The organism is Streptococcus agalactiae ATCC 13813 (assembly GCF_000186445.1).
In the GTDB taxonomy this organism is placed as follows: domain Bacteria; phylum Bacillota; class Bacilli; order Lactobacillales; family Streptococcaceae; genus Streptococcus; species Streptococcus agalactiae.
The window spans coordinates 410200-431200 of sequence record NZ_GL636070.1; the positions used below are offsets into that span (position 1 = coordinate 410200).

A 21001-nucleotide genomic window follows, 5' to 3' on the forward strand; every position below is an offset into this window, starting at 1 on the left:
AAATCATGTATCTTAGGATACATGATTTTTTTGTAAATTAGGTTCAGCACAATTTTGCACACTTAAGTGTGTACTTCTTGGTCTTTTTTAAAACGCTTACAAAAAATATAATAAAGATACAAAAAAACATTACTTAAATAAAGAGAGGTCTTTAGTTATGGAAAACTTCCTAGCTCCCCTTAATTGGTTCTCGCAAAATATCTTGCAGAATCCAGCCTTCTTCGTAGGTCTATTGGTACTCATTGGGTATCTTTTATTGAAGAAACCACTTCATGATGTCTTTGCTGGTTTTATCAAAGCGACCGTTGGATATTTGATTTTGAACGTAGGTGCAGGAGGATTGGTTAATACATTCCGTCCAATCTTAGTTGCTCTTGCTAAAAAATTTAATTTAGAAGCTGCTGTTATTGATCCTTACTTTGGTTTAGCATCAGCAAATGCTAAGTTAGAAACAATGGGCTTTATCAGTGTTGCAACAACAGCACTCTTGATTGGTTTTGGGATTAACATCCTCTTGGTTGCTCTTCGTAAAGTAACTAAAGTCCGTACTCTTTTTATTACTGGTCATATCATGGTACAACAAGCTGCAACAATTTCAGTATTTGTACTGCTCTTGATTCCACAACTTCGTAATGGTTTTGGTGCATGGGCTGTTGGTATCATTTGTGGTCTATATTGGGCGGTAAGTTCTAATATGACCGTTGAAGCAACTCAACGCCTTACAGGTGGTGGCGGATTTGCCATCGGACACCAACAACAATTTGCAATTTGGTTTGTTGATAAAGTTGCGCCATTCTTCGGTAAAAAAGAAGAAAATCTTGATAATTTAAAATTACCAACATTCTTAAATATTTTCCATGATACAGTTGTTGCATCAGCAACATTGATGCTAGTTTTCTTTGGAGGAATCTTAGCTGTCCTTGGTCCAGACATTATGTCTAATGTTAAATTAATTGGACCTGGTGCATTTGTACCAACTAAGCAAGCTTTCTTCATGTACATCCTTCAAACATCATTGACATTCTCAGTTTACCTTTTCATTTTGATGCAAGGTGTACGCATGTTCGTTACAGAATTGACAAATGCTTTCCAAGGTATCTCAAACAAACTTCTTCCAGGATCATTCCCAGCGGTTGACGTTGCAGCTTCATATGGTTTTGGTTCTTCAAATGCAGTTCTTTCAGGATTTGCTTTTGGTTTGATTGGTCAATTAATTACAATCGCTCTACTTGTTGTCTTCAAAAATCCAATCTTGATTATCACAGGATTCGTTCCAGTATTCTTTGATAATGCGGCAATCGCCGTTTATGCAGATAAACGTGGTGGCTGGAAAGCAGCAGTAGCTCTATCATTTATCTCAGGTATTATTCAGGTGGCACTTGGTGCTGTTGCTGTAGGTCTTTTAGGACTTGCAGGTGGTTATCATGGAAATATCGACTTTGAATTCCCATGGTTAGCATTTGGTTACATCTTCAAGTATTTAGGTATCGCTGGTTACGTGATTGTATGTCTCTTCTTCTTAGCTATTCCACAACTTCAATTTATGAAATCTAAAGATAAAGAAGCATACTATCGTGGTGATGCGCCTGCAGAATAATAGAAATTTATAACGGAGGAAATAAAAATGGTTAAAGTTCTTACAGCATGCGGAAACGGCATGGGATCATCAATGGTTATCAAAATGAAAGTCGAAAATGCGCTTCGTCAATTAGGCGTTAGCAACTTTGAGTCAGCATCTTGTTCAGTCGGAGAAGCAAAAGGTTTAGCTGCAAACTACGATATCGTGGTTGCTTCAAACCACCTTATCCATGAATTAGACGGACGTACAAAAGGTCATTTAGTAGGTCTTGATAACCTTATGGATGACAATGAAATAAAAACAAAACTACAAGAAATTTTGTAAGTTAATAGACAAAGGGAGTGAGACAAAAGTTTCTCTCCCATATCTTTAGACTTTTAAGGAGAAATCATGAATTTAAAACAAGCCTTTATCGAAAATGACTCAATTCGTCTTAAATTATCTGCAAGCGATTGGAAAGAAGCAATCAAATTATCAATTGATCCATTGATTGAAAGTGGTGCTGTTGATGCAGAATATTACGATGCCATTATTGAATCTACAGAGGAATTTGGTCCGTACTACATTCTTATGCCGGGTATGGCGATGCCTCATGCACGTCCAGAAGCAGGCGTAAAACGTGATGCATTTTCATTAATTACATTAACAGAGCCAGTAGTCTTTCCAGATGGCAAAGAAGTCTCAGTATTGTTAGCACTTGCTGCAACAAGTTCAGCTATTCATACTTCTGTTGCTATCCCTCAAATTATTGCCCTTTTTGAATTTGAAAATTCAATTCAGCGCTTGACGGAATGCCAAGAAGCAAAAGAAGTCCTTGCAATGGTAGAGGAATCAAAAAACAGCCCATATTTAGAAGGTTTAGATTTAGAAAGCTAATCAATAAACTGATATTAATAGAAAGGATAGGACCTATAAAAAATCTCTGTGATAAGAAACTCTTTGCCACAAATAAAATGAGTATTTTTATCAGGTCCTTAGAATAAACAACATGACAAAACGTTTACCAAATTTACAAGTTGCACTTGACCACTCAGATTTACAAGGAGCTATCAAAGCTGCCGTATCAGTAGGACATGAAGTTGATGTTATTGAAGCTGGAACTGTTTGCCTTCTTCAAGTAGGTAGTGAATTAGTTGAGGTCCTTCGCAGTCTCTTCCCTGATAAAATAATTGTTGCTGATACAAAATGTGCTGATGCTGGTGGGACTGTTGCTAAAAATAATGCTGTTCGCGGTGCAGACTGGATGACTTGTATCTGTTGTGCTACTATTCCAACAATGGAAGCAGCCTTAAAAGCTATCAAAGAAGAACGCGGCGATCGTGGAGAAATTCAAATCGAACTATATGGTGATTGGACTTATGAGCAAGCTCAACAATGGTTGGATGCAGGTATTTCACAAGCCATTTATCACCAATCTCGTGATGCGCTTCTTGCTGGCGAAACATGGGGAGAAAAAGACCTTAATAAGGTTAAAAAATTGATTGATATGGGCTTCCGAGTTTCTGTAACTGGTGGTTTATCAACTGATACTCTTCAATTATTTGAAGGTGTTGATGTTTTTACTTTTATTGCGGGTCGTGGTATTACAGAGGCAGATGATCCAGCCGCAGCAGCACGTGCATTTAAGGATGAAATTAAACGTATTTGGGGGTAATGTATGACACGTCCAATAGGAATTTACGAGAAGGCAACACCAAAACATTTTAACTGGTTAGAACGCCTACAATTTGCTAAAGAATTGGGATTTGATTTTGTAGAATTATCCATTGATGAGTCAGATGAACGTTTGGCACGTTTGGAGTGGTCAAAAGAAGAACGCCTTGAGTTGGTCAAAGCTATTTTTGAGACAGGAGTTCGTGTTCCAACAATTACATTTAGTGGTCATCGTCGTTTCCCAATGGGATCTAATGATCCTGAGAAAGAAGTGCGTGCGATGGATATGATGAAAAAATGTATCGTCTTTGCTCAAGATATTGGTATTCGTAATATTCAATTAGCAGGATATGATGTGTACTATGAAGAAAAATCTCCAGAGACACGTGCTCGCTTTATTAAGAATCTTCGTCAAGCTTGTACTTGGGCCGAAGAAGCACAAGTTATTCTGTCTATTGAGATTATGGATGACCCATTTATGAATTCCATTGAGAAATATTTGGCTGTGGAAAAAGAGATTGATTCTCCTTATCTCTTTGTCTACCCAGATACTGGAAATGTATCAGCATGGCATAATGATCTTTGGAGTGAATTTTATAATGGACATCGCTCAATTGCAGCGCTTCATATTAAAGATACCTATGCTGTTACCGAAACGTCTAAAGGTCAATTCCGTGATGTTCCATTTGGTCAAGGGTGTGTTGATTGGGAAGAAATGTTTGCTGTCATTAAGAAAACAAATTATAATGGTCCATTCTTGATTGAAATGTGGTCGGAGAACTGTGAGACTGTAGAGGAAACACGTGCAGCCATTAAAGAGGCGCAAGATTTTCTTTACCCATTAATGGAGAAAGCAGGAGTGAAATAATATGGCAAAATCATTGCAAGAAATGCGTGAACGTGTGTGTGAAGCTAATAAATCACTACCAGTTCATGGTTTAGTTAAATTTACTTGGGGTAACGTTTCTGAAGTTGACCGCGAAGCAGGATTGATTGTTATCAAACCTTCAGGAGTTGACTATGACCAATTGACACCTGAAAATATGGTTGTCACAGACTTAGAGGGAAATATAGTGGATGGGGATTTGAATCCATCATCTGATCTTCCAACTCATGTTCAACTTTATAAAGCATGGCCAGAAGTCGGTGGTATTGTTCATACTCATTCAACAGAAGCAGTTGGCTGGGCACAAGCGGGTCGCGATATTCCATTTTATGGAACAACACATGCAGATTATTTTTATGGGCCAGTACCATGTGCTAGGTCACTTAGTGAAGATGAAGTTAACACTGCTTATGAAAAAGAAACAGGTAGTGTTATTATAGAGGAATTTGAACGTCGGAATTTAGATCCAATGGCTGTTCCTGGTATTGTTGTACGTAATCATGGACCATTTACTTGGGGGAAAGATCCAGCACAAGCAGTTTATCACTCAGTCGTTCTTGAAGAAGTTGCCAAGATGAATCGTTTCACTGAACAAATTAATCCACGTGTTGAACCAGCTCCAAAATATATTATGGATAAACACTATTTACGTAAGCATGGACCAAATGCTTATTATGGTCAAAAAGGACAAGAACATTAAGGAGAATAATATGAAATACTTTTTAGATACTGCCGATGTTTCTGAAATTCGTCGTCTTAATCGTTTAGGAATCGTTGATGGTGTTACTACCAATCCTACTATTATTTCACGTGAGGGGCGTGACTTTAAAGAAGTTATTAACGAAATTTGCCAAATCGTTGATGGTCCAGTTAGTGCAGAAGTGACAGGTTTAACTTGTGATGAAATGGTTACCGAAGCTAGAGAAATCGCTAAGTGGTCACCAAATGTTGTTGTTAAAATTCCAATGACTGAAGAAGGTTTAGCAGCAGTTTCACAATTATCAAAAGAAGGTATAAAGACAAATGTGACATTAATATTTACTGTGGCTCAAGGGCTTTCGGCAATGAAAGCTGGTGCAACCTTTATTAGTCCTTTTGTGGGTCGTCTTGAAGATATTGGAACAGATGCTTATGCTTTGATTCGTGACCTTCGTCACATTATTGATTTTTATGGTTTCCAATCTGAGATTATTGCTGCTAGCATTCGTGGATTGGCGCATGTGGAGGGCGTCGCTAAATGCGGTGCGCACATTGCCACTATTCCAGATAAAACATTTGCATCACTATTTACTCACCCGCTTACTGATAAAGGGATTGAAACTTTCTTAAAAGATTGGGATAGTTTCAAGAAGAAGTAGTGTTACGATAAAGCAAACTCTTAATTATACTAGTGAAAGACAAACTTTGATAATGGGTTTGTCTTTTTTTTATAATCTTCTCCAATAAGAACACTTATTTTCATTTTTCTTATTAAATGATATAATACGGATAAATTAAGTCTAATTAGAATAAGGAAATAGAGATGTTTGAGAAGGTAACCATTAGTGATATTGCAAATTTAGTAGGTGTGTCAAAAGCTACAGTTTCCTATTATCTCAATGGGAACTATAAGAAAATGTCTCTGCAAACGAAAGAAAAAATCCGTTTAGCTATTAAGGAGACTGGTTATCAACCAAGTAAGATTGCTCAAAGTTTAGTTACAAAAAATACCCGTACTATTGGGGTCGTTATTGCTGATATTACTAATCCCTTTATTTCGTCTGTGATGAAGGGAATACATGATACTTGTCAACAATTTGGTTACTCGGTTAACTTTACTAACTCGGATAATGATATTGACATTGAGTTGGAAAATTTAAACCGTTTAAATCAGCAAAACGTTTCAGGAATTATTTTAGATTCTGTAGATCCTAATCATTCATTTATAGAAACTTTGAGTAATGATCGTCTTGTCATGGTTGATAGACAAGCTAAAGATATTAAGGTAGATACTGTAGTATCCGACAATAAAGAATCGACTCAAATATTTCTTGAAAAAATGCAAGAAGCTGGGTATCATGACATCTATTTTGTCACTTATCCCATTGAAGGGATTTCAACCCGTGAGCTTCGTTACGAAGGTTTTAAAGAAGTGGTCAGTTCAAATCCTGATAAGTTGATTATTATCACTGAAGATGGTAGTACACAGAGAATTCTTGATATTATTGAACATTCAGAGCAAAAACCAGGGTTCTTAATGATGAACGGTCCAACTCTTTTGAATTTTATGAAAAAATTAAATCAATCAACGGTCAGCTACCCTGAGGATTATGGTCTTGGGAGTTATGAAGATTTAGAATGGATGCAGGTACTTACACCAAACGTTTCCTGTATAAAACAGGATTCATATGGCATTGGTTGCCTGGCTGCCCAATGTTTAATTGAAAAAATTAGTCAAGGAAACGAACCAACTACTGCAAGGTTACTAGAAGTAAAAAATCAAATCGTTATTCGTCAATCTTTTTAAAAATGTTTGCGAGAGCAAGCATTTTTTTATAAAAAAGCAAAAAACACTATGTAAACGCTTGCTTTTATAAAAAATGATAGTATAATAGAATTATAAATGAGTTAACCGTTTAACTTAAGAATAGGTAAGCTTTTAACGAACCATCTCTAACTCTCTTAACTCAAATGTTTTTATTTTTTTGAACCATTAGTTAAACGGTTAACTCAAGTTTTATCTTCACCAAAGGAGGATAGAATGAAGATTAATAAACTATTGTCAGACAGACTTGAAGCTTGTTATTCAGTTTGTCGTTTGCAAAATCAAGACTATGATTTTTTATTAGTAGCTTCAGAGGTTGATCAAGCCTGCTTTGCTTATGATTTGAATAGCGATTTAGCAAAAATTGTTGTTTGGGAAGATGTGGGAGGTACCATGAGTATTATTCCAATTCCCGGAACCATGGATTTTTTGGCAACCCAGAAATTTTACCCAGGGTTTAAGGCCAAAGATTGTCAGGTTGTTTATGCAAGTTTTCAAGGAGATCATTGGGACATTTGTAACGCATTTGATTTTCCGTATTTACATCGCTTTGATCTCATTAAAGGTAAAGAAAATCAACTTTACTTTATAGGTTGTACAATTGCTAACAGTAAAGCCTACACTGAGGATTGGAGTGATAAAGGCCGAATTTTTGTTGCTCGTTTTAATACTCAAAACCATACATTGGAAGGATTGCAACAATTGCCTCAAACTTTATTAAAAAATCATGGATACTATGCCATTCAGGATGAAGGATATTCATTGATTACTTCAGTAGAAGGGGTATTCAAACTCACTTATCCAGAATTTTCTACTACAGGCGACTGGCAATTAGAACGGCTTTTCGATGAGGAGACAAGCGATGTGGTGAAAGTGGATATTAATCAGAATGGCAAGGATGAGTATATGATTATCCAAGGTTTTCATGGAGATCGTTTACGTATCTTCACAGAAGATTTCGGTCGAGAATTATTCCATTATCCAGAAAAAACCCCATTTGGTCACGCTATTTGGAGTGGTCGTTTACTTAATCAGACTTGTTTTGTATTCGGGTGGCGATCAGAAAAAGCAGAATTAAGGCTTTTTCACTTTGTAGATGGGCACTTGGTTTCAGAATTAGTAGATGCAAAAGCAGCTTCTAGTAATGTCTTAGCTTTTGAAAAAGATGGAAATGCTTATCTTTTCTCAGCCAATAACGGACGTGGCGAAGTTGCTCTTTATCAATTAGTAAAATAAATTTAAGAAGGAGACAATATGGACAAGAAAAAAATCTTAGTAACGGGTATTGTGCCTAAAGAAGGTCTAAGAAAGCTTATGGACCGATTTGATGTTACTTATTCAGAAGATCGCCCATTTTCACGTGACTATGTGTTAGAGCATTTATCTGAATATGACGGATGGTTACTCATGGGACAAAAAGGCGATAAAGAGATGATTGATGCAGGTGAAAACTTACAAATTATTTCTTTAAATGCGGTTGGTTTTGATCATGTAGATACTGCGTATGCTAAAGAAAAAGGAATTGTAGTCTCTAATTCCCCTCAAGCAGTACGAGTTCCGACAGCGGAAATGACTTTTGCTTTAATTTTAGCTGTCAGTAAGCGCCTTGCATTTTATGATAGTATTGTAAGAAGTGGAGAGTGGATTGATCCGAGCGAACAACGTTATCAAGGTTTGACTTTGCAAGGTTCAACATTAGGTATTTACGGAATGGGACGCATCGGTTTGACAGTCGCAAATTTTGCTAAAGCATTTGGGATGACTGTTGTTTACAATGATGTTTATCGACTTCCTGAAGATAAGGAAAAAGAGCTTGGTGTAACCTATCTCGAATTTGATCAGCTTATTGAAACAGCTGATGTCATAACCATCCACGCCCCAGCATTACCATCAACAATCCACAAATTCAATAAAGATGTTTTTGCTAAGATGAAAAGTCGAAGCTACTTAATCAACGCTGCTAGAGGCCCAATCGTTTCTGAAGAAGCACTTATTGAAGCTCTGAAAGAAGGTGAAATCGCGGGTGCGGGATTAGATGTTTTTGAGAATGAACCACAGGTATCTGAAGGCTTGAGAAGTCTTGATAATGTTATTATGAGTCCACATGCTGGGACAGGTACTATTGAGGGACGTAGAACTTTGGCTGAAGAAGCAGCTGACAACATCATTGCCTTCTTTGATGGCAAGCCACAAAATATTGTCAATAAATAATTGGCTAGTGAGCGCAGAGCCATCTTTTGAAAAAATGGGACCTCCCATTTTTTTACGGGTAAATGTAAGCGCTTAATAATTTAATAAAGGTGAACTTATGCTAGAAGCTTTACATAAATTCTTTGAAGTTTTTGGTGCAGCAACTGTTGTACCCGCTATGATTTTTATTGTCAGCCTTTTTCTAAAGGTCAATCCAAGGCGAGCTTTCTTTAGCGCCTTACGAGCTGGTGTTGGACTCACAGGCTTTGGTTGGATTATATCAGCTTTTGCTCCTATGGTGACTAAGTATATCCAGCAGATGGTTAAAACTACTGGGCTCCATTTACCAATTGTAGATATTGGTTGGCAGGCTGGTTCTCTCACCGCCTTTTCTTCTGAGATTGGCCTCTCTTTCTTTGTTTTTGGCTTGCTAATTGAATTGGGGCTTTTCTTGCTCGGGATTACCCGAGTATTTGTCCCATCTAATCTTTGGAATAACTTTGGCTATATGATTTGGGGTACAATGGCCTATGCAGCAACAGGTAATTTTATATTGTCTTTCGCATTTATGGTTTTTGTCTTACTCTATTCATTAGTGATGTCAGAAGTATTGGCAGATCGATGGTCGGAGTATTACGGTGTTAAAAATGCAACGATCAACTCGATTCATAATATTGAAACCCTTATTCCAGCTCTTATTCTTGATCCTCTTTGGAACCTACTTGGTGTCAATAAGGTAAAGTTGAACCCAGAATCATTAAAGACTAAGTTAGGGTTATTTGGTGAGCCAATGACACTTGGTTTTATACTTGGTGTGATTATTGGTGTATTAGGTAGTTTACGTAACCTTGCAAGTATTGATACTTGGGGAGGTATACTTGGTTTTGCAGTTGCTCTTGCAGCGGTTATGACTATTTTTCCTTTGATTACGGGGGTATTTGCTAGTGCTTTTGCTCCTCTTGCTGAAGCAGTTGAACGCAATAAGAAAAAAGAAAGTCAAGCTGAGCAAGGAGCACTGGATAAAAAACGTTGGTTTATTGCAGTTGATGACGGTGTTGGTTTTGGTGAACCAGCAACTATTATCGCAGGTCTCATTTTAGTACCAATAATGGTTGTTATTTCCTTGATTTTACCTGGAAATGAAGCTTTACCAGTCGTTGATCTTATTGCTATTCCTTTTATGATTGAAGCTATGATAGCTGTGTCAAAAGGAAATATTCTTAAAGCTATTTTGAATGGAATCATATGGTTTTCACTAGGTCTTTATGCTGCTAGTGCCCTAGGTCCAATCTACACAGAAGCTGTTAAGCATTTTGGAACTGCTTTACCAGCAGGGGTAACTTTGATTATGAGCTTTAATCTCCTAGCTCATCCTTTGACAGCTCTAGTCTTCTTTGCTTGGATATCTGGGAATCCACTCTATATTGGTGTGACAGTTATTATCTATCTTGCTTTCTTGTTCTTGCTTCGTACTCGTCGTGAATCTATTTACGCATACCTTAAAACTATGGCTGATAAGAATAGCGGATATGAAGGTAGTTGTGAAAAAATCTTTATTGCTGAAGATTAAAAATCTGTTGGAGGAATACTCATGAAAAAAATTGATGGACATGCTCATATTGTTGATACAATTGCAGGATTTAATGGTAAAGGACGTCTTAATGCCCTTGGAAACGGTTATGCTATTTGGGATGATGGTGATTTAATTAAGCTCATCCCAGACGAATACGGTGACAAAGCATTTACAGCTGAAGCTTTTTTGAAGTATATGGACGCTAATGGTGTAGATAAAGCAGTCATTTTGCAAGGTCATCTTAATGGTTATCAAAATTATTATACGCATTTAGCTATTAAACGTTATCCAGAACGTTTTACAGGCGCATTCTCTGTTGATCCATTTGCAGATAATGCAATGCAAATTGTAAAACGTCATGTTGAAGTCCTTGGTTTTCGAGCTATTAAGTTTGAAATTAGTCAAGGAGGGGGTATCCATGGATACCGTGGACAAAAAACGCCTTTCCGTCTTGATACAGACCCACATGTGAGTCGTATTTTGACTTATCTGTTAGACTATCCAGGATTTGTAGTTACAGTTGATTATGGCAATTGGGATCAAATTAGTCACCAACCTGATGCTATTGCTAATTTAGCTCGCCTTTATACGAGTCTCGATTTTGTTGTTTGTCACCTCTCTTTTCCGCATGTTGAGCATTCAAATCGATTGCGTGCTGAACTTAATATGTGGAAAAACTTCAACAATATCTATACTGATATTTCAGCTATTCAAGATATTGATGCCCCAGATAGTTTTCCTTTTCCAAAATCAGAACAAAATGTACGTATTGCTAAAGAAGTTCTTGGGGCTAAGCGTATCATTTGGGGAACTGATTCTCCATGGTCAGCGACCTTCAATACTTACGAAGAATTAGCTACTTGGCTAGAGAATGTTGATATTTTCAGTCAAGAGGAACTAGAAGATGTTATGTACAATAATGCTGAGCGTGTTTACTTTAAAGAAGACCATGTAAAGGCTAACAGAGCAGGTATAGATGATACAACCAAAGAGCTCAATCTCTATTAGAAGAGTTTTCAAGGTACAAGAGTTTCTTGTACCTCCTTTTTAAATCAACAATGAGGAGACAAATTATGACTTATTACCTTAGTATTGACTACGGTGGTACAAATACCAAGGCGCTTATTTTTGACAAATTAGGACACCAAATCGCTGTTTCGAGTTTTGAAACTTTAAAAAATGAGGCTCAATCTGGTCATCGTCAAGTAAACCTTGTTAAAACGTGGAATGCTATAACTTCTGCTATTAGGGAAGTTATTCAAATCTCAAAACTCAGCCCTAAGCAGATTAGTGCAGTAGCATGTATTGGACATGGGAAAGGTCTTTATCTGCTAGATAATAAGTTGGAGCCACTTGAACAAGGAATTTTATCTACAGATAATCGTGCCAAAGATTTGGCGCAATATTTCGAATCTAAACTTGATAATATTTGGGAGTTGACTCGGCAACATATTTTCCCTTCACAAAGTCCAGTTATTTTACGTTGGCTTAAAGATTATCAGTCCGAAACCTATAAATCAATAGGGGCGGTCCTTTCTGCAAAGGACTTTATTCGGTATAAGCTTACAGGAAAAGTACAGCAAGAATATGGTGACGCTTCAGGTAATCATTGGATAAATTTCCAAACAGGAACTTATGATCCAGCTATTTTAGATTTTTTTGGCATTAGAGAGATAGAAAACTCACTTCCTGAACTTATAGATAGTGCAGATTTAGTTCCTGGGGGAATTAGTTCTCAAGCAGCAAAAGAGACTGGTCTTGTAGAAGGGACCCCCGTTATTGGAGGGCTTTTTGACATCGATGCTTGTGCTCTTGGATCAGGTGTTTTAGAGTCAGATACTTTTAGTGTTATTTCGGGAACTTGGAATATTAATACTTATCCAAGTTTAAAACCAGCAAAGCAAGATAGTGGTCTTATGACTTCCTATTTTCCAGATCGTCGTTATCTCTTAGAGGCAAGTAGCCCTACTTCTGCAGGGAATCTTGATTTTATGTTAAAAATGCTCATGCATCAAGAAATTGATAACGCTAAATCTAGTGGAGGTTCTATCTATGATAATTTAGAAGAATTTCTCACTCATACTGATGCTACACATCATGGACTTATTTTCTTTCCGTTTCTTTACGGTAGTAACACATCACAAGATGCTAGCGCTTGCTTTTTTGGGCTAACAACTAAATCGACGAAATCTCAGATGATACGTGCGGTATATGAAGGTATTGCGTTTGCACATAAGCAGCATATCACTGATTTAATAAAAAGTAGGGGCAGTGTGCCAAAAATAATTCGTTTCTCTGGCGGAGCTACCAACTCACCAGCATGGATGCAAATGTTTTCTGATATCTTAAACCTTCCTATTGAAACAGTAGAAGGCACAGAATTAGGAGGGTTAGGAGGAGCTATTTTAGCACGTCATGCTTTAGATAAGATTTCGTTAAAGGAAGCAGTCCAAGATATGGTTCGTGTAAAAGCTATTTATAAACCTCAATTATCCGAAGTAAAGGGGTACGAAAAAAAATATCACGCTTACCAAAAATTATTGGAAACACTGGATCCTATTTGGTCGGAACTCGGTCATCTGAATAAGTAGGGATATCAAAGGAGTTGTTATGAAACAAGAAGATATTATTATCAATAGTATTGTATTCAAAAAACAGTTAGACAAAGGCTTTACACAAGTTCAGCTCATTAAGTTAGTAAAGGATTTAGGATTTTCACGATTTGAGATACGTCAAGAATTGCTTCAAGATCCAGATAGAGAGCTACCCGCTTTAAAAGCAGAGGCTGACTTTTATGATATCAATCTTTACTATAGTGCTAATGAAGACCTTATCAAAGGAGGGAAAGTTAATCCTTATCTTAATAAAGGCCTTAAAGAAGCATCACAGTTAGGAGCTCCTTTCATTAAGCTAAATGTTGGACAAACCAGAAACTTAAGTAAAGAAGAGTTAGAACCTCTTAAAGAGATATTGAAAAGCCAAGCTATTGGTATAAAGGTGGAAAATAATCAAGACCCTAAAGCAGCTACAGTGGAGAATTGCCAATATTTTATGACTCTAGTGAAAGAATTACAAATACCAATAAGTTTTGTTTTTGATACTGCTAATTGGGCCTTTATCAACCAAGACCTATACCAAGCGGTAAATAACTTAGCTTGTGATACCACCTACCTTCACTGTAAAAATTTTATACAGGTAGCTGGAAAGCCCCACCTCTCGAAGAGCCTCTTCGAAGGAGAGATTAATCTGACTGATTTGTTAAAGAGTTTCTCTAATTGTGAGTATCTAGCTCTAGAATACCCCACAGAGTTGGAGATATTAAAAAGGGATGTTCAACGTTTAATCTCTATCAGTAATAGTCAAAACTTTTAATGAAAAGGCTTTAAAAAGATGTTATAATAAGTCTGTATGAATTCGAGTAGAAAAGAGGTATATTCTTGATTATTCTCGATAAAAAAAGTTATGACCTCCTCTTTTACCTATTGAAATTAGAGGAACCTGAAACAGTTATGGCAATTGCCAACGCACTTAATCAGTCTAGACGTAAAGTGTATTATCACTTAGAGAAGATAAACGATGCACTGCCTAGCGATGTGCCTCAGATTGTTAGTTATCCACGTGTAGGAATCTTGCTAACAGAAAAACAAAAAGCAGCCTGTCGTCTTTTATTAGATGAAGTGACTGATTATAGTTACGTCATGAAAAGTAGTGAGAGGTTGCAGCTGTCTTTAGTATCTATCGTAGTAGCTAAGGACCGCATAACGATTGATAGGTTGATGCAACTAAACGATGTTTCTCGAAATACTATCTTAAACGATTTAAACGAATTAAGAAGTGAGTTAGCAGAGAAAGAATATAATTTACAGTTACAATCAACAAAATGTCGTGGTTATTTTTTAGATGGTCACCCATTGTCCATTATTCAGTACTTATATAAGCTCTTAGATGATATCTACCATAATGGAAGTAGTAGTTTTATAGACCTTTTTAATCATAAACTGTCTCAAGCTTTTGGTGCCAGCGCTTATTTTTCTAAAGAGGTTCTTGATTATTTTCACCATTATCTCTTCATTTCTCAACGAAGTCTAGGTAAGAAAATCAACAGTCAAGATGGTCAGTTTATGATTCAGATTTTGCCTTTTATACTAATGGCTTATCGAAAGATGCGATTAAGTCCTGAAGTACAGACCTCTCTTAATAGTGATTTTAGCTTGGTTTGGCAACGTAAGGAATATGAGATTGCTAAAGAGTTGGCTGATGAGCTGGAAGAAAATTTTCAGTTATCACTGGATGAGATTGAAGTGGGACTAGTGGCCATGCTTATGCTTAGTTTCCGCAAGGACCGTGACAATCATTTAGAGAGTCAAGATTATGATGATATGCGAGCTACTCTAACCAGTTTTTTGAAAGAATTGGAAGAACGATATCACCTTCACTTTGTTCATAAAAAGGACTTACTAAGACAACTTCTCACTCACTGTAAGGCACTCTTATATCGTAAACGTTATGGTATTTTTTCTGTTAATCCTTTAACAGAGCATATTAAAGACAAATATGAAGAACTTTTTGCCATAACCTCGTCTTCTGTAAAGCTTTTAGAGAAAGCTTGGCAAATCAAATTGACCGATGATGATGTAGCATATCTAACGATTCATTTAGGAGGGGAACTTCGTAATAGTCAACAATCTCCTAATAAACTTAAGTTAGTTATTGTATCTGATGAAGGAATAGCGATTCAGAAACTTCTTTTAAAGCAATGTCAACGCTACTTAACAAACAGTGATATAGAAGCTGTTTTTACAACCGAACAGTATCAAAGTGTGAGTGATCTTATGCATGTAGATATGGTTGTCTCTACTAGTGACGCTTTAGAATCTCGTTTTCCGATGTTAGTAGTTCACCCTGTTTTGACAGATGATGATATTATTCGCTTGATTCGCTTTTCTAAAAAAGGTAACTGTGCAAATAGTAATCAATTTACCAATGAACTTGAAAAAACGATTGCTCAATATGTCAAGGAAGATAGTGAACGCTACGTGCTGAAATCTAAGATTGAGAAACTTATTCATCAAGAATTGCTCCAAGACGTCCTTCCCCTTCAAAGTACAGTTTGTTAAAATATAATTTTATGGTAGCCTCTCAGCTTTTCTGAAGACAGAAAAAGAAGCTGGGGCTTTTTTGGTGCTTTTAAACAATGTGCTAGATATTTAATCGCAATGAGTTCCTCTATGATATGATAATTAAAGTTGAGAAAGCTAGTACTTTTAATGGTAGTACTTTTTATTTGTGCTTATTTTAATTAAAATTATGAGTCTAATTTGGAACAGACAGCCCAGTTTTGAACACATAAATGTGTGACACTTGGTCTTTTTTTCAAAAGTATTTGAACTTATACTAGTAGATGTAAGAAACAATTAATCAGGAGGAAATAAAATGCCTAACGTTAAAGATATTACTAGAGAATCATGGATTTTATCAACATTCCCAGAATGGGGAACATGGTTAAACGAAGAAATTGAAGAAGAAGTTGTTGCTGAGGGCAACTTTGCAATGTGGTGGTTAGGAAACTGTGGTGTTTGGATTAAAACACCAGGTGGTGCTAATGTTGTTATGGACCTATGGTCAAACCGCGGTAAATCAACAAAAAAAGTAAAAGATATGGTTCGTGGACACCAAATGGCTAATATGGCAGGTGTTCGTAAACTCCAACCAAACTTACGCGCACAACCAATGGTTATTGATCCATTTGCTATTAATGAATTGGATTACTATCTTGTTTCACATTTCCACAGTGACCACATTGATATCAACACTGCGGCAGCCATTATTAATAATCATAACTTAGACCATGTTAAATTTGTTGGGCCATATGAATGTGGTGAAATTTGGAAAAAATGGGGAGTTCCAGAAGAACGAATCATCGTGATTAAACCAGGTGAATCATTTGAGTTTAAAGACATCAAAGTTACTGCTGTTGAATCATTTGACCGTACTTGCTTGGTGACACTTCCAGTAGATGGTGCAGAAGAACATGATGGAGAACTTGCTGGTTTAGCCGTGACTGATGAAGAAATGGCTCGTAAAGCAGTTAACTATATTTTTGAAACACCAGGTGGAACAATCTACCATGGAGCTGACTCACATTTTTCAAATTATTTTGCTAAACATGGTAAAGACTACAAGATTGACGTAGCTATTAACAACTATGGTGATAACCCAGTTGGTATTCAGGATAAAATGACTTCAATCGATGTTCTTCGTATGGCAGAAAATCTCCGTGCCAAAGTCATTATTCCTGTACACTACGATATCTGGTCTAACTTCATGGCTTCTACAGACGAAATCTTACAATTGTGGAAAATGCGTAAAGAACGCCTTCAATATGACTTCCATCCATTTATTTGGGAAGTTGGAGGTAAATACACTTATCCACAAGATAAAGATAGAATTGAATACCATCACCCACGTGGTTTTGATGATTGCTTCGAACAAGAATCAAATATTCAATTTAAAGCACTTCTATAATGGCTAATGAGAGACTGTATGTCGCATGATATGCAGTTTTTCAATTTTAAAATATGTTACTAAAATCACAATTAAGATTAGGAGAAATAATGTCAGAATTTGATACAAAATCATATTTAGAAAAACTTGATGCATGGTGGAGAGCAGCTAATTATATTTCTGCAGCACAAATGTATCTAAAGGATAATCCTCTCTTGAGACGAGAGCTGGTTGAAAACGACTTAAAGGTTCATCCAATTGGTCACTGGGGCACTGTACCTGGACAAAACTTTATCTATGCTCACTTAAATCGCGCTATTAATAAATACGATTTAGACATGTTCTATATTGAAGGTCCAGGTCATGGTGGTCAAGTTATGGTATCTAATTCATATTTAGATGGTTCATATACTGAATTAAACCCAAATATTGAGCAAACAGAGGATGGCTTTAAGCAGTTATGTAAAATCTTCTCTTTCCCAGGTGGAATTGCATCCCATGCTGCACCAGAAACACCAGGGTCAATTCATGAAGGCGGTGAACTTGGTTACGCACTTTCTCATGCGACAGGTGCCATCCTAGACAATCCAGATGTTATTGCTGCGACTGTTATTGGTGATGGTGAAGGTGAAACAGGACCACTTATGGCTGGTTGGCTATCTAATACCTTTATCAATCCAGTAAATGATGGTGCTGTTCTACCAATCTTCTATTTAAATGGTGGTAAAATCCATAACCCAACTATCTTTGAACGTAAGACAGATGAAGAATTATCTCAGTTTTTTGAAGGATTAGGTTGGAAACCTATTTTTGCAGATGTTGTTGAACTCTCTGAGGATCATGCGGCTGCTCATGCTTTGTTTGCAGAAAAATTAGATCAAGCTATTCAAGAGATTAAAACCATTCAATCAGAAGCACGACAAAAACCGGCAGAAGAAGCTATCCAAGCAAAATTCCCTGTCTTGGTTGCACGTATTCCTAAGGGTTGGACTGGTCCAAAGGCTTGGGAAGGAACACCAATTGAAGGTGGCTTCCGCGCTCACCAAGTACCAATTCCAGTAGATGCCCACCATATGGAACATGTTGATTCTCTTTTGTCATGGCTTCAATCATACCGTCCAGAAGAATTATTTGATGAAAGTGGTAAAATCGTTGATGAGATTGCTGCTATTTCACCAAAAGGTGATCGTCGCATGTCCATGAATCCAATAACCAATGCTGGTATTGTTAAAGCAATGGATACAGCAGATTGGAAGAAGTTTGCTCTTGATATTAATGTTCCAGGTCAAATTATGGCACAAGATATGATTGAATTTGGAAAATATGCAGCAGATTTGGTAGATGCTAATCCAGATAATTTCCGTATTTTTGGTCCAGATGAAACGAAATCAAATCGTCTTCAAGAAGTGTTTACACGTACTAGCCGTCAATGGCTTGGTCGTCGTAAACCAGATTATGACGAAGCTTTAAGTCCAGCTGGACGTGTTATTGATTCCCAATTGTCTGAACATCAAGCAGAAGGTTTCTTAGAAGGTTATGTTTTAACTGGTCGTCACGGCTTCTTTGCTTCATACGAATCATTCCTTCGCGTTGTAGATTCAATGGTAACACAACATTTCAAATGGTTACGTAAATCAAAAACACACACAACATGGCGTAAAAATTATCCAGCGCTTAACCTAATTGCAGCTTCAACTGTTTTCCAACAAGATCATAATGGTTACACTCACCAAGATCCAGGTATTTTAACTCATTTAGCTGAAAAAACACCTGAATACATTCGTGAATATTTACCAGCAGATACTAACTCACTTCTAGCTGTTATGGATAAAGCGTTTAAAGCTGAAGATAAAATTAATTTAATTGTGACATCTAAGCACCCTCGTCCACAATTTTACTCTATTGCTGAAGCAGAAGAGTTAGTGGCAGAAGGATATAAGGTGATTGACTGGGCTTCAAATGTGTCGCTTAATCAAGAGCCAGATGTTGTCTTTGCTGCGGCGGGAACAGAACCTAACTTAGAAGCTTTGGCAGCAATTAGCATTCTTCATAAGGCTTTCCCAGAACTTAAGATTAGATTTGTTAATGTATTAGACATCCTAAAACTTCGTCATCCTTCACAAGATGCTCGCGGTTTATCAGATGAAGAGTTTAACAAAGTCTTTACCACAGATAAACCTGTTATTTTTGCTTTCCATGGTTATGAAGATATGATTCGAGATATTTTCTTTAGTCGTCACAATCATAATTTGCATACGCATGGTTACCGTGAAAATGGTGACATCACAACACCATTTGATATGCGCGTGATGTCAGAATTGGACCGATTCCATCTGGCACAGGATGCAGCTCTTGCTTCTTTAGGACATGAAGCGCAAGCCTTCAGTGATGAAATGAATCAAATGGTTGCTTATCACAAAGACTATATTCGTGAACACGGAGACGATATTCCAGAAGTACAAAATTGGAAATGGAAAAATATCAAGTAGTCACTTTTTTCAGGCCTATACTTACAAACAAAAACACTTTTAGATTTTTTCTAAGGGTGTTTTGTTATTTCATAGAAGAATGACCGCTTTTTCAAAAGCGTTAAGTGGTCACTTTTAAAGTTGTAATATTAATACTAATAAGTCTTTAAATAATTCAATAATGCCATAACAATAATGGTGTGGGCTAATTAAAATATCTCTAAGCAAAGGTGTTGACATAAAGAGACCATACATGATATTATAGTTATGTTCTGTTTCGGCAGTTTATTTTTTTGAGTAAAAAAGTGACTACCCTTTTACGATAACTTAACGTCACTTTATAGATAAGACACATAACCTTAAAAATAAGATACGAAATTTTTAGTAGGAGATAAGAATGACAAATATTTTAGAAGTGAAGAATTTAACCAAAATTTTTGGGAAAAAGCAAAAAGCTGCTCTTGAAATGGTTAAGCAAGGAAAAAGTAAGACAGAAATTCTTGAAAAAACAGGAGCGACTGTAGGTGTCTATGATGCGAGTTTTGAAATAAAAGAAGGCGAAATTTTCGTTATCATGGGACTTTCTGGTTCAGGAAAATCAACTTTAGTTCGGATGTTAAACCGTTTGATTGACCCATCATCAGGAAATATCTATTTAGATGGTAAAGATATTGCAAAGATGAATGTAGAAGATTTACGTAACATTCGTCGTCACGATATCAACATGGTTTTCCAAAATTTTGGTCTTTTCCCACATCGTACAATTTTAGAAAATACAGAGTTTGGGTTAGAGATGCGTGGTGTTTCTAAGGAAGAACGTACAACGTTAGCTGAAAAAGCTTTGGACAATGCAGGTCTATTACCGTTTAAAGATCAGTACCCCAGTCAATTATCAGGAGGAATGCAACAGCGTGTTGGTTTAGCACGTGCCCTTGCTAACAGCCCTAAAATCCTTCTGATGGATGAGGCCTTCTCAGCTTTAGACCCATTAATTCGTCGTGAAATGCAAGATGAGCTTCTTGACCTTCAAGACACGAATAAACAAACTATTATTTTTATCAGCCATGATTTGAATGAAGCGTTACGTATTGGTGATCGTATTGCTCTGATGAAAGATGGAGAAATCATGCAGATTGGTACAGGAGAAGAGATTTTGACTAATCCGGCTAATGATTTTGTTCGTGAGTTTGTTGAAGACGTTGATCGCTCAAAAGTGTTAACTGCTCAAAATATTATGATAAAACCTTTAACAACTGTTTTAGAAATTGATGGCCCACAAGTTGCTTTAACAAGAATGCATCGTGAGGAAGTCTCAATGTTAATGGCAACGAATCGTCGTCGCCAACTTTTGGGATCCCTAACTGCAGATGCTGCAATTGAAGCTCGTAAGAAAGGTTTGCCGCTTTCTGAAGTGATTGATAAAGATGTTGTAACGGTCTCAAAAGATACAGTTATTACAGATATCATGCCTTTAATTTATGATTCATCTGCTCCGATAGCCGTTACTGATGATAATGATAGACTCCTAGGGGTTATCATTAGAGGACGTGTGATCGAAGCACTTGCTAACGTTCAAGATGAAACAGTAGTAGAATCGCCAAAAGAAACGGTAGAAGCTTAATAG

Annotated in this window: 18 protein-coding genes; all 18 read left to right on the forward strand. The window is 36.8% G+C overall.

Annotation, left to right across the window (positions count from 1 at the left end):
• Window positions 1-157 precede the first annotated feature (157 nt).
• Window positions 158-1597 carry a PTS sugar transporter subunit IIC gene (locus tag HMPREF9171_RS111020; protein WP_000427087.1) on the forward strand — a complete coding sequence of 480 codons (1440 nt, stop codon included), beginning with the start codon at window positions 158-160 and terminating at the stop codon, window positions 1595-1597.
• A gap of 27 nt (window positions 1598-1624) precedes the next feature.
• Window positions 1625-1903 carry a PTS sugar transporter subunit IIB gene (locus HMPREF9171_RS111015; protein WP_000241475.1) on the forward strand — a complete coding sequence of 93 codons (279 nt, stop codon included), beginning with the start codon at window positions 1625-1627 and terminating at the stop codon, window positions 1901-1903.
• Between the two features lie 66 nt (window positions 1904-1969).
• On the forward strand, window positions 1970-2455 hold the full coding sequence (locus HMPREF9171_RS111010) for a PTS sugar transporter subunit IIA (protein ID WP_001049920.1): 486 nt from the start codon (window positions 1970-1972) through the stop codon (window positions 2453-2455).
• 112 nt (window positions 2456-2567) lie between these two features.
• Window positions 2568-3233 (forward strand): 3-keto-L-gulonate-6-phosphate decarboxylase UlaD, encoded by a 666-nt coding sequence (locus tag HMPREF9171_RS111005; RefSeq protein WP_000166859.1) that lies wholly within the window; start codon window positions 2568-2570, stop codon window positions 3231-3233.
• A gap of 3 nt (window positions 3234-3236) precedes the next feature.
• The gene (locus HMPREF9171_RS111000; RefSeq protein WP_000197819.1) at window positions 3237-4100 is read left to right on the forward strand and encodes an L-ribulose-5-phosphate 3-epimerase; all 864 of its coding nucleotides are present in this window, start codon (window positions 3237-3239) and stop codon (window positions 4098-4100) included.
• A gap of 1 nt (window position 4101) precedes the next feature.
• Window positions 4102-4818 carry an L-ribulose-5-phosphate 4-epimerase gene (locus HMPREF9171_RS110995; RefSeq protein ID WP_001129977.1) on the forward strand — a complete coding sequence of 239 codons (717 nt, stop codon included), beginning with the start codon at window positions 4102-4104 and terminating at the stop codon, window positions 4816-4818.
• A gap of 10 nt (window positions 4819-4828) precedes the next feature.
• Complete coding sequence (fsa, locus tag HMPREF9171_RS110990; RefSeq protein ID WP_000873297.1) at window positions 4829-5476, forward strand: fructose-6-phosphate aldolase; 648 nt, start codon at window positions 4829-4831, stop codon at window positions 5474-5476.
• Between the two features lie 164 nt (window positions 5477-5640).
• Window positions 5641-6624 (forward strand): LacI family DNA-binding transcriptional regulator, encoded by a 984-nt coding sequence (locus HMPREF9171_RS110985; protein ID WP_000462137.1) that lies wholly within the window; start codon window positions 5641-5643, stop codon window positions 6622-6624.
• 234 nt (window positions 6625-6858) lie between these two features.
• Complete coding sequence (locus tag HMPREF9171_RS110980; RefSeq protein ID WP_000700539.1) at window positions 6859-7878, forward strand: hypothetical protein; 1020 nt, start codon at window positions 6859-6861, stop codon at window positions 7876-7878.
• A gap of 18 nt (window positions 7879-7896) precedes the next feature.
• Window positions 7897-8853, forward strand: a complete 957-nt coding sequence (locus tag HMPREF9171_RS110975; RefSeq protein ID WP_000358405.1) for an NAD(P)-dependent oxidoreductase — start codon at window positions 7897-7899, stop codon at window positions 8851-8853.
• 97 nt (window positions 8854-8950) lie between these two features.
• A complete protein-coding gene (locus HMPREF9171_RS110970; protein WP_000888346.1) occupies window positions 8951-10402 on the forward strand; it encodes a PTS galactitol transporter subunit IIC in 1452 nt (483 codons plus the stop codon).
• Window positions 10403-10423: 21 nt separating this feature from the next.
• On the forward strand, window positions 10424-11413 hold the full coding sequence (locus tag HMPREF9171_RS110965) for an amidohydrolase family protein (RefSeq protein ID WP_000717729.1): 990 nt from the start codon (window positions 10424-10426) through the stop codon (window positions 11411-11413).
• A gap of 65 nt (window positions 11414-11478) precedes the next feature.
• Complete coding sequence (locus HMPREF9171_RS110960; RefSeq protein ID WP_000222916.1) at window positions 11479-12996, forward strand: FGGY-family carbohydrate kinase; 1518 nt, start codon at window positions 11479-11481, stop codon at window positions 12994-12996.
• Window positions 12997-13015: 19 nt separating this feature from the next.
• Window positions 13016-13777 (forward strand): IolE/MocC family protein, encoded by a 762-nt coding sequence (locus tag HMPREF9171_RS110955; RefSeq protein ID WP_000806819.1) that lies wholly within the window; start codon window positions 13016-13018, stop codon window positions 13775-13777.
• Between the two features lie 65 nt (window positions 13778-13842).
• Window positions 13843-15522 carry a BglG family transcription antiterminator gene (locus HMPREF9171_RS110950; RefSeq protein WP_000584675.1) on the forward strand — a complete coding sequence of 560 codons (1680 nt, stop codon included), beginning with the start codon at window positions 13843-13845 and terminating at the stop codon, window positions 15520-15522.
• 316 nt (window positions 15523-15838) lie between these two features.
• Entirely contained in the window at window positions 15839-16930 is a 1092-nt protein-coding gene (ulaG, locus tag HMPREF9171_RS110945) for an L-ascorbate 6-phosphate lactonase (RefSeq protein WP_001134213.1), read from the forward strand.
• 89 nt (window positions 16931-17019) lie between these two features.
• Window positions 17020-19398 (forward strand): phosphoketolase family protein, encoded by a 2379-nt coding sequence (locus tag HMPREF9171_RS110940; RefSeq protein ID WP_001288411.1) that lies wholly within the window; start codon window positions 17020-17022, stop codon window positions 19396-19398.
• 376 nt (window positions 19399-19774) lie between these two features.
• Entirely contained in the window at window positions 19775-20998 is a 1224-nt protein-coding gene (locus HMPREF9171_RS110935; RefSeq protein ID WP_000181804.1) for a quaternary amine ABC transporter ATP-binding protein, read from the forward strand.
• Window positions 20999-21001 lie beyond the last annotated feature (3 nt).

Excerpts from the sequence above, each read along its gene's own strand:
- HMPREF9171_RS111020 (WP_000427087.1), top strand. The coding sequence starts at position 158 with ATGGAAAACTTCCTAGCTCCCCTTAATTGGTTCTCGCAAAATATCTTG.
- HMPREF9171_RS111015 (WP_000241475.1), top strand. The coding sequence starts at position 1,625 with ATGGTTAAAGTTCTTACAGCATGCGGAAACGGCATGGGATCATCAATG.
- HMPREF9171_RS111010 (WP_001049920.1), top strand. The coding sequence starts at position 1,970 with ATGAATTTAAAACAAGCCTTTATCGAAAATGACTCAATTCGTCTTAAA.
- HMPREF9171_RS111005 (WP_000166859.1), top strand. The coding sequence starts at position 2,568 with ATGACAAAACGTTTACCAAATTTACAAGTTGCACTTGACCACTCAGAT.
- HMPREF9171_RS111000 (WP_000197819.1), top strand. The coding sequence starts at position 3,237 with ATGACACGTCCAATAGGAATTTACGAGAAGGCAACACCAAAACATTTT.
- HMPREF9171_RS110995 (WP_001129977.1), top strand. The coding sequence starts at position 4,102 with ATGGCAAAATCATTGCAAGAAATGCGTGAACGTGTGTGTGAAGCTAAT.
- fsa (WP_000873297.1), top strand. The coding sequence starts at position 4,829 with ATGAAATACTTTTTAGATACTGCCGATGTTTCTGAAATTCGTCGTCTT.
- HMPREF9171_RS110985 (WP_000462137.1), top strand. The coding sequence starts at position 5,641 with ATGTTTGAGAAGGTAACCATTAGTGATATTGCAAATTTAGTAGGTGTG.
- HMPREF9171_RS110980 (WP_000700539.1), top strand. The coding sequence starts at position 6,859 with ATGAAGATTAATAAACTATTGTCAGACAGACTTGAAGCTTGTTATTCA.
- HMPREF9171_RS110975 (WP_000358405.1), top strand. The coding sequence starts at position 7,897 with ATGGACAAGAAAAAAATCTTAGTAACGGGTATTGTGCCTAAAGAAGGT.
- HMPREF9171_RS110970 (WP_000888346.1), top strand. The coding sequence starts at position 8,951 with ATGCTAGAAGCTTTACATAAATTCTTTGAAGTTTTTGGTGCAGCAACT.
- HMPREF9171_RS110965 (WP_000717729.1), top strand. The coding sequence starts at position 10,424 with ATGAAAAAAATTGATGGACATGCTCATATTGTTGATACAATTGCAGGA.
- HMPREF9171_RS110960 (WP_000222916.1), top strand. The coding sequence starts at position 11,479 with ATGACTTATTACCTTAGTATTGACTACGGTGGTACAAATACCAAGGCG.
- HMPREF9171_RS110955 (WP_000806819.1), top strand. The coding sequence starts at position 13,016 with ATGAAACAAGAAGATATTATTATCAATAGTATTGTATTCAAAAAACAG.
- ulaG (WP_001134213.1), top strand. The coding sequence starts at position 15,839 with ATGCCTAACGTTAAAGATATTACTAGAGAATCATGGATTTTATCAACA.
- HMPREF9171_RS110940 (WP_001288411.1), top strand. The coding sequence starts at position 17,020 with ATGTCAGAATTTGATACAAAATCATATTTAGAAAAACTTGATGCATGG.
- HMPREF9171_RS110935 (WP_000181804.1), top strand. The coding sequence starts at position 19,775 with ATGACAAATATTTTAGAAGTGAAGAATTTAACCAAAATTTTTGGGAAA.